The sequence below is a fragment of the Bacillus sp. AFS088145 genome (genome assembly GCF_002564465.1).
Lineage (GTDB): Bacteria > Bacillota > Bacilli > Bacillales > Bacillaceae_G > Gottfriedia.
On record NZ_NUUX01000041.1, the window covers coordinates 19,322 to 27,147 of the forward strand.

Below are 7,826 nucleotides of genomic sequence, written 5' to 3' on the forward strand. Positions count from 1 at the left end.
CTCTTATTCTCCGCTTGTAACTAGAATAACCTCTTCATAATCTTTCTCAGGACCTAAAAGGCTTCCATCAGGAATAACCATTCCAGGAGCTACTACTGCACTTTCAATACGAACATCTTTTCCAATAACACAACCCGGCATAACGACAGAATCTTTAATCATACTGCCTTCTCCGATTGTTACACCTTGGAATAATACAGAATGTGATATAAAGCCTTCAACAACACACCCCTCATTAATTAGAGAGTCTTCAACGATTGCTGTAGGTGCAATATATTGTGGCGGTTGATTTGGATTAACTGAATATATGCGCCAATCACGGTCATATATATTTAGTTCACTATCTTCATTTAACAAATCCATATTTGCTTCCCATAAGCTTTTTACTGTACCAACGTCTTTCCAATAACCTTTGAAAGGATAAGCAACTACTTTTTTCTTTTCTTCTAATAAAAGCGGAATAACGTCTTTACCAAAGTCATTACTTGATTCTGGATTACGATCATCCATCTCTAAAAATTCTTTTAAAACATTCCATTTAAAAATATAAATTCCCATTGAAGCTAAATTACTCTTCGGATATTGAGGTTTTTCTTCAAATTCTATAATATCCATTTCATCATTTGTATTCATAATTCCGAAACGGCTAGCTTCATCAATCGGAACTTCGATAACTGAAATCGATACATCTGCCTCTTTTTCAATGTGATAGTCTAGCATTTTACTATAGTCCATCTTATAAATATGATCACCTGAAAGAATCAAAACATATTCAGGCTGATATTGCTTTATATAATTTAAATTTTGATAAATTGCACTTGCAGTACCTGTATACCATTTAACTCCAGATGCTTCTGAATATGGTGGTAAAACAGTTACCCCACCATTTAAGCGATCTAAGTCCCATGCACTTCCTATACCAATATATGAGTTTAGTACTAGTGGCTGATATTGAGTTAGCACCCCAACAGTATCAATACCTGAATTTGTGCAATTACTTAAAGTAAAGTCTATTATTCGATATTTACCTCCGAAAGCTACGGCTGGTTTTGCTAGTTCTTTTGTTAAAGAACTTAATCTACTCCCTTTTCCCCCTGCTAGTAACATTGCTACGCATTTTTTCTGAACCATTGCTGCTAATCCCCTTTCGCATTTTAACTGGACGAATGATTGTAAAACTAAAGGCAGGTAATGCTATTTCAATACTGTATGGTAAACCATGGAATGGTATTTCTTCTGATTCAATGGCAGAACGATTTATTTTACTATCGCCACCAAATTGTACATAGTCACTTGAAAGCAATTCTTTATATCGATGCTTTGCAGGTACTCCAATTCGATATGTTTCATAAGAAATTTCTCTAAAATTACAGATTACGATGACATAATCCTCTTTGTTTTTTCCTTTACGGATAAATGAAAATACACTTTGATCTGCATTATTTGCATCAATCCATGAAAATCCATCCCAATGATTATCAACTTCATAAAGTGATTTATTTTTTTTATAAATTGATAATAATTCTTTGAAATATTTATTCATCTTGGAATGATATTCATAATCTTTAATCATCCAATCAACTTGCTCTAAATCCTTCCACTCATCAAATTGCCCAAATTCGCTTCCCATAAATAGAAGTTTCTTACCTGGATGAGATAAATAATAACCAAATAGTACCCTTAATTGAGCAAATTTTTCCTCATATGTACCTGGCATTTTATTTAACAGAGATTTCTTACCATGTACTACTTCATCATGTGAAAAAGGTAAAACAAAATTTTCTGAGAAGGCATATAAAAACGAGAAAGTCATCTGATTATGATGATGCTTTCTTTCCGTTGGGTGAGTCTCCATATAAGTCAAAACATCATTCATCCAACCCATATTCCACTTAAAATTAAAACCTAATCCACCTTCGTATGTAGGTGCAGTAACTAATGGCCAATCAGTAGAATCTTCAGCAATCATTAATACTTGTGGATCATGTTCAAATACCGCTTCATTTAATCGTCTTAAAAACTGAGTTGCAAAAGGATTCTCTTCATTTCTATTTTTCCAATATAAAATATTTGCAACAGCATCTACTCGGAAACCATCAATATGAAAATATTCCATCCAATATAGAGCGTTTGAAATAAGAAATGATTTTACTTCCGGTTTTGATAAATCAAAATTAGCTGTTCCCCACACTTCATTTTCTCTAGCATCATAACCTTCATATTCATATGTCGGTTCACCATCAAACATGTATAATCCATGAGAATCCTTACAAAAGTGACCAGGCACCCAATCCATAATGACTCCTAACCCGTTCTGGTGACATTCGTCTATAAAGCTCATTAGCTCATGAGGATTTCCATATCGACTAGTAGACGAAAAATATCCTACCCCTTGATACCCCCAAGAACGATCATATGGATGTTCAACTAATGGTAATATTTCAATATGTGTAAAACCATGATCTTTTACATATGGAATTAGTTCTGTCGCTAGTTCTGCATAAGTGTAGAAATCACCGTTTTTCTTCTTTTTCCAAGAACCTAAATGTACCTCATAAATTAAAACTGGTTCTTCATATACTGACTTTTTAAATTTCTGCTTACGATATTTTGTATCTTTCCATTTATACCCCGAAAGATCATAAACGATCGAAGCTGTGCTTGGTCTTAGTTCACTATAGAAAGCAAAAGGATCACTTTTTAATAAAACTTCACTACGCATGGTTGAAATTTCATATTTGTATATCGTCCCATGACCAATTTCGGGGATATATATCGTCCAAATCCCTTGATCGTTCAACTTTTCCATTTTATGTTCAGAACCATTCCAATTATTAAAGTCCCCAACAACTGAGACACCTTTCGCATGTGGAGCCCACACTGTAAAAGTAGTTCCAACTTTATTCCCTTTTTTTACAACATGTGCCCCAAAGCATTCATGGCTATGGAATAAACTTCCCTCATGGAATAAATGCACATCAAACTCAGTTGGCCGTGTCAAAAGCAACATCCTCACCTCATTACAATCTCTTAAATTCTTCTATCTCTTAATATTCTACAAATATATATAATCACCTTGTTTTTATGCAAAAAAAATTCAAAAACTTTTTTAATAAAATGAATAACCATTCATGAAACCGTTGTCATTATTGCATTTGTCGTAAAAATGTCGAATTTGTCGAACGAATATTAATGTATATTTATACATTATATTTTGAAATTCCCTTGTAACAATTTGTAAATTTTTGATTTTTCATAAAATTTCATACATATTTCCCACTTTTATAACAAATAAACTTTATTTTTAAAAAGAATTGTAGAAGATTGTCGAATTAAGGGGAGAGGATTTTTTTGAAAAATATTTAGAAACCATTAGCAAATTATTTGGAAATTTAGTTGTAAAAGTAAAAATAATTTCTAACCGAATTCAATTTATGCTGTAATATGGAAGACCAAGCAACAATACTTATTGATCCCAAAAAGTGAATTTTAATTACCTAACTTCCATTTTAGGCAATTCAACAAAAATTAATGAGATTCATGTAGATTCGTTTCAAATTTACTAATACTTGAGTATATTTACCTCCATTGGTAGGTCTTTTTATTAGCTCAATAAAATAACAATCGTAATATAGTAAAAAGGATCTTCGTTTTTACGAAAATCCTTTTTTGTCTTATTATTTAAAAGCTTATTAGACTTGCATTCGCTTACTTGATGTTATTACACGTAAACGAATATCTGAAATCAAGAATACACCACATAAAATGACAAGAAAACCAAACAACATCCCTAATGTAATATGTTCTTTCAAAATAAAAACTCCCCAGATTATTCCAAACACTGGTATTAAAAAAGTAACACTTAATGTTTTTGTAGGTCCAACACTTTCGATCAGATAAAAATACAATAAATATGCTATAGCAGTACAAAATAATGCTAATCCTAGAACCGCCAATATAGCAACTCCTGATACTTTATTTATAGATGCACTGAAATTTAGAAGTGTAAAAGGTAAAAGTAAAATTGCAGCACCAATTTGTTGACCAGCTGCAATTGAAAGTGGTGGTACTAAAGTAAATGCTTTCTTTGCATAAACACCTGCAACTCCATATGAAATAGTCGACAAAACTGCTAGTCCTATTGCTATTTTAACATCATAAGTAAACGGAATTGAACTCCATCCTACTAACAAGATTACTCCTATTAATCCTACTATTATTCCAGTCAGCTTTCGAATACTCAACCTTTCTTTCGTCCATATAAAAACAACCAGCGCTGTAAATAATGGCGTCAAAGAGTTTAAAATTGATGACATTGAGGCTGGCAAATATAATGCTGATGTAGCAATTAATGTAAATGGAATTGCTGCATTTAATGCCCCTATTATTAAATATTGCCTCCATCTCTTTTTAAACTGTAATGACTTTTTAGTAATAACCAAATATAGCATCAGTACAAACGCAGCAATTATAACTCTTCCCTGTATTGTTAAAATTGGTCCAAAAACTGGCGAAGCTATTCGAATAAATAAAAATGACGCTCCCCATAATGCTGCTAGGCTCAATAAAGCTATTCCGTCTTTTAACTTCATTTATTTAACTCCTTTCTGAATGTAGTTGGAGTGTAATTAAAATGATGACGAAACATGCTTGAAAAATGTGCCGATCCTTTAAAACCAAGATTATGCGCTATTTCAGTTATGGTTTTCTCAGTATCTCGTAATAATCTCAAAGCTTCTATCATTCTTAGCTTAGTTGCGTATTCTAACGGCGATAAACCTGTGGATTTTTTAAATAATCTTTGCAAATGAAATTTACTTACTCCAACTTCAATTGCTAACCGATCTAATGTTAAGCTATTTCGATATTCTTTTTCAATAAAATGTTTTGCAGTTGAAATAATATCCTCCTCATTTGAGTGAAGTAATTCAGGACGACATCTTTTACATGGACGGTACCCATCTTTAATTGCCAAAGAAAATGAAGGATAATATGATACATTTTCCTTTAATGGGGTTCTTGATTTACACGAAGGTTTACAACAGATTCCAGTGGATTTAACTGCATATATAAATATTCCATCGTAGTTTTCATTGCATGATTCAACTGCATCCCACATGACCTGATTATTTAATCCGTTCATTTAATCACCTCATCTTTAGCTATTCACATTTTAACACTAAGATCATGCGCTTGCTTTCAATTTCTTGCTTTCTAATTTCTTTGGAAGAAGGATAATAGTTAATAGACCATCTGATCATTTTGAAGAAAACCTACAATTTTTCAATCTACATAGGTCTCTTATATTTCGCAATAACTTTACAACCTTAAAAAATGAAAGCATAACTGATCCTACCTTTTAGATACTAAATGAAATCAATTTTTTACTTTAACAAAAAACAACTTAATAACTAGCTGTTTAAAACACTTTAGTAATATTATTTGAAGTATACTTAAAATAATGGATATTAACGACGTTGTTAACTAAAGGGTGAGGATATAATGATGATTGAATTTAAAATCAGTGAAAAGGCTATCTGTTTTGAAAATGAAGAATATGTGACCCGAATGAAGATTAATGGAAAAGGAGAAGGGCGAGATCGTGGAGAACTAAGACTGAGATGTGCTGTTTCCATTACTTTATTTCTAAAAGAGACAGAAAACATATTGAATCTACGAGGGAATATTTATTGGGATGCAGCTTACCCAAAAGCACATATTTTCTTTACGGGTGGCAGTTTAGTTGATTTTATTGAGGAGCAAGGATATGAATATAACGAATTTAAAGAATACTGGAGTCAAGTGAAAAGGTTAGCAACTAATGTCTTTTCAGATGATGAAATTAGAGCATATCAAAAAATGTTGAAAAATGAACAAGTAACTGTGTAAAGCAAAGTTTACTAAAATTCGGATTAACAATTCAGTTAGTCCGTTTTTTTTCGTATACATGAGAAAATTTATTATTAAATTACTCTTTAAGGAGTTTTAGCTAAAACTATAACTTTTTTTCTTTTTTGAGTATATGAAATAAGCTTCTATCTTTATTTACCACGATAAAAGCTCTATATCGGAACGATGAACTCTGTACATCTTAAAACGAATGAAGAACCTTCTAATATAATGAAGAAAAGCGGACCTATTAAAGAATGTTGTCTAAAGTCCTAATAAAAGACAAATAAAAAACTCAGTTACCTGTGTTATCACAAATAACTGAGCTTTAGATATGACCCGTACGGGACTCGAACCCGTGTTACCGCCGTGAAAGGGCGGTGTCTTAACCGCTTGACCAACGGGCCAAAAAAAAATATGGCAGAGAAGAAGGGATTCGAACCCTCGCACCGGTTACCCGATCTACACCCTTAGCAGGGGCGCCCCTTGAGCCACTTGGGTACTTCTCTATCATATGGCTCCGCAGGTAGGATTCGAACCTACGACCACTCGGTTAACAGCCGAGTGCTCTACCACTGAGCTACTGCGGAAAAATTAATTTTAAATTTAATGGTGGGCCTAAATGGACTCGAACCATCGACCTCACGCTTATCAGGCGTGCGCTCTAACCAGCTGAGCTATAGGCCCATTAAATTTTATAAAAAGCGGGTGATGGGAATCGAACCCACGACCGAAGCTTGGAAGGCTTCTATTTTACCATTAAACTACACCCGCAAAATATGGGGCGACCGATGGGAATCGAACCCACGAGTGTCGGAACCACAATCCGATGCGTTAACCACTTCGCCACGACCGCCATAAAGAGTGCCGACTAGAGGACTTGAACCCCCAACCTACTGATTACAAGTCAGTTGCTCTACCAATTGAGCTAAGTCGGCTTATTATAAGTTATATTACTTAATTTTGTTTATTGCAATATTTAGTTCATCTCTTAGTCGTCCTTGTCTCAGGAAGAATTTCAAGATGTTGCTCGACAAGTACGCTGAGGTTTTGCTACGAAGCTTATTCGTTCGTGCTCTACCAATTGAGCTAAGTCGGCTTATTATAATAATCATTTTTTATATTTAAGATGGTGGCTCGGGACGGAATCGAACCGCCGACACGAGGATTTTCAGTCCTCTGCTCTACCGACTGAGCTACCGAGCCAACTTAAATGGCGGTCCCGACCGGGATCGAACCGGCGATCTCCTGCGTGACAGGCAGGCATGTTAACCGCTACACCACGGGACCATTTGGTTGCGGGGACAGGATTTGAACCTGCGACCTTCGGGTTATGAGCCCGACGAGCTACCAGACTGCTCCACCCCGCGATAATGTGGATACTATTTAATATAGTTCCATTCTAGATACTAACTAAGTTAGATCCATTAATATAAACTTTAATAAAAATGGAGGAGTAAGAGGGATTCGAACCCCCGCGGGCTGTTACACCCCTGTCGGTTTTCAAGACCGATCCCTTCAGCCAGACTTGGGTATTACTCCATTATAAGTGGTGGACCTTGTAGGACTCGAACCTACGACCGGACGGTTATGAGCCGTCTGCTCTAACCAGCTGAGCTAAAGGTCCTTAAATAAGTAGCGGCGGAGGGAGTCGAACCCACGACCTCACGGGTATGAACCGTACGCTCTAGCCAGCTGAGCTACACCGCCATAATAAGTTAATTTAAGTTTCTTTAAGTGGAGCCTAGCGGGATCGAACCGCTGACCTCCTGCGTGCAAGGCAGGCGCTCTCCCAGCTGAGCTAAGGCCCCATGTTTTAAATGGTCGGGAAGACAGGATTTGAACCTGCGACCCCCTGGTCCCAAACCAGGTGCTCTACCAAGCTGAGCCACTTCCCGTTCAGAATTACAGGTGAAATAATATGGCGCGCCCGAAAG

At 35.4% G+C, this 7,826-nt stretch carries 5 protein-coding genes and 15 tRNA genes; 1 reads left to right on the top strand and 19 read right to left on the bottom strand.

Annotated elements, in window-relative coordinates; translation table 11 throughout:
• Window positions 1–3 precede the first annotated feature (3 nt).
• The 4 genes from COI44_RS20600 to COI44_RS20615 form a co-directional block, all read right to left on the bottom strand.
• Window positions 4–1,131 (bottom strand): glucose-1-phosphate adenylyltransferase, encoded by a 1,128-nt coding sequence (locus tag COI44_RS20600; RefSeq protein ID WP_091023734.1) that lies wholly within the window; start codon window positions 1,129–1,131, stop codon window positions 4–6.
• Complete coding sequence (gene glgB, locus COI44_RS20605) at window positions 1,079–3,007, bottom strand: 1,4-alpha-glucan branching protein GlgB (RefSeq protein ID WP_098429614.1); 1,929 nt, start codon at window positions 3,005–3,007, stop codon at window positions 1,079–1,081. Before glgB ends, COI44_RS20600 begins: the two co-directional genes overlap by 53 nt.
• Window positions 3,008–3,692: 685 nt before the next feature.
• Complete coding sequence (locus COI44_RS20610) at window positions 3,693–4,592, bottom strand: DMT family transporter (RefSeq protein WP_098429612.1); 900 nt, start codon at window positions 4,590–4,592, stop codon at window positions 3,693–3,695.
• Window positions 4,589–5,143, bottom strand: a complete 555-nt coding sequence (locus COI44_RS20615; RefSeq protein WP_098429613.1) for a bifunctional transcriptional activator/DNA repair enzyme AdaA — start codon at window positions 5,141–5,143, stop codon at window positions 4,589–4,591. Before COI44_RS20615 ends, COI44_RS20610 begins: the two co-directional genes overlap by 4 nt.
• Window positions 5,144–5,502: 359 nt before the next feature.
• Here COI44_RS20615 and COI44_RS20620 point away from each other — a divergent pair, with 359 nt between their 5' ends.
• Window positions 5,503–5,889 (top strand): hypothetical protein, encoded by a 387-nt coding sequence (locus COI44_RS20620; RefSeq protein ID WP_286164021.1) that lies wholly within the window; start codon window positions 5,503–5,505, stop codon window positions 5,887–5,889.
• A 335-nt stretch (window positions 5,890–6,224) separates the two neighbouring features.
• Here COI44_RS20620 and COI44_RS20625 read toward each other — a convergent pair.
• The 15 genes from COI44_RS20625 to COI44_RS20695 form a co-directional block, all read right to left on the bottom strand.
• Window positions 6,225–6,296, bottom strand: a tRNA-Glu gene (locus tag COI44_RS20625).
• Window positions 6,297–6,307: 11 nt separating this feature from the next.
• Window positions 6,308–6,398: transfer RNA gene (locus tag COI44_RS20630), tRNA-Ser, on the bottom strand.
• A gap of 6 nt (window positions 6,399–6,404) precedes the next feature.
• Window positions 6,405–6,479: transfer RNA gene (locus COI44_RS20635), tRNA-Asn, on the bottom strand.
• A gap of 20 nt (window positions 6,480–6,499) precedes the next feature.
• Window positions 6,500–6,576, bottom strand: a tRNA-Ile gene (locus COI44_RS20640).
• Between the two features lie 16 nt (window positions 6,577–6,592).
• Window positions 6,593–6,663: transfer RNA gene (locus COI44_RS20645), tRNA-Gly, on the bottom strand.
• 6 nt (window positions 6,664–6,669) lie between these two features.
• A tRNA-His gene (locus COI44_RS20650) sits at window positions 6,670–6,745 on the bottom strand.
• Between the two features lie 9 nt (window positions 6,746–6,754).
• Window positions 6,755–6,827: transfer RNA gene (locus tag COI44_RS20655), tRNA-Thr, on the bottom strand.
• Between the two features lie 192 nt (window positions 6,828–7,019).
• Window positions 7,020–7,095, bottom strand: a tRNA-Phe gene (locus COI44_RS20660).
• Window positions 7,096–7,103: 8 nt separating this feature from the next.
• Window positions 7,104–7,179: transfer RNA gene (locus tag COI44_RS20665), tRNA-Asp, on the bottom strand.
• 3 nt (window positions 7,180–7,182) lie between these two features.
• A tRNA-Met gene (locus COI44_RS20670) sits at window positions 7,183–7,259 on the bottom strand.
• A gap of 79 nt (window positions 7,260–7,338) precedes the next feature.
• Window positions 7,339–7,431: transfer RNA gene (locus COI44_RS20675), tRNA-Ser, on the bottom strand.
• Between the two features lie 8 nt (window positions 7,432–7,439).
• Window positions 7,440–7,516 (bottom strand) — tRNA-Ile (locus COI44_RS20680).
• 9 nt (window positions 7,517–7,525) lie between these two features.
• A tRNA-Met gene (locus COI44_RS20685) sits at window positions 7,526–7,599 on the bottom strand.
• Window positions 7,600–7,627: 28 nt separating this feature from the next.
• Window positions 7,628–7,700: transfer RNA gene (locus COI44_RS20690), tRNA-Ala, on the bottom strand.
• A gap of 10 nt (window positions 7,701–7,710) precedes the next feature.
• Window positions 7,711–7,787, bottom strand: a tRNA-Pro gene (locus tag COI44_RS20695).
• Between the last annotated feature and the right edge of the window lie 39 nt (window positions 7,788–7,826).

Excerpts from the sequence above, each read along its gene's own strand:
- COI44_RS20600 (WP_091023734.1), bottom strand. The coding sequence starts at position 1,131 with ATGGTTCAGAAAAAATGCGTAGCAATGTTACTAGCAGGGGGAAAAGGG.
- COI44_RS20610 (WP_098429612.1), bottom strand. The coding sequence starts at position 4,592 with ATGAAGTTAAAAGACGGAATAGCTTTATTGAGCCTAGCAGCATTATGG.
- COI44_RS20615 (WP_098429613.1), bottom strand. The coding sequence starts at position 5,143 with ATGAACGGATTAAATAATCAGGTCATGTGGGATGCAGTTGAATCATGC.
- COI44_RS20620 (WP_286164021.1), top strand. The coding sequence starts at position 5,503 with ATGATGATTGAATTTAAAATCAGTGAAAAGGCTATCTGTTTTGAAAAT.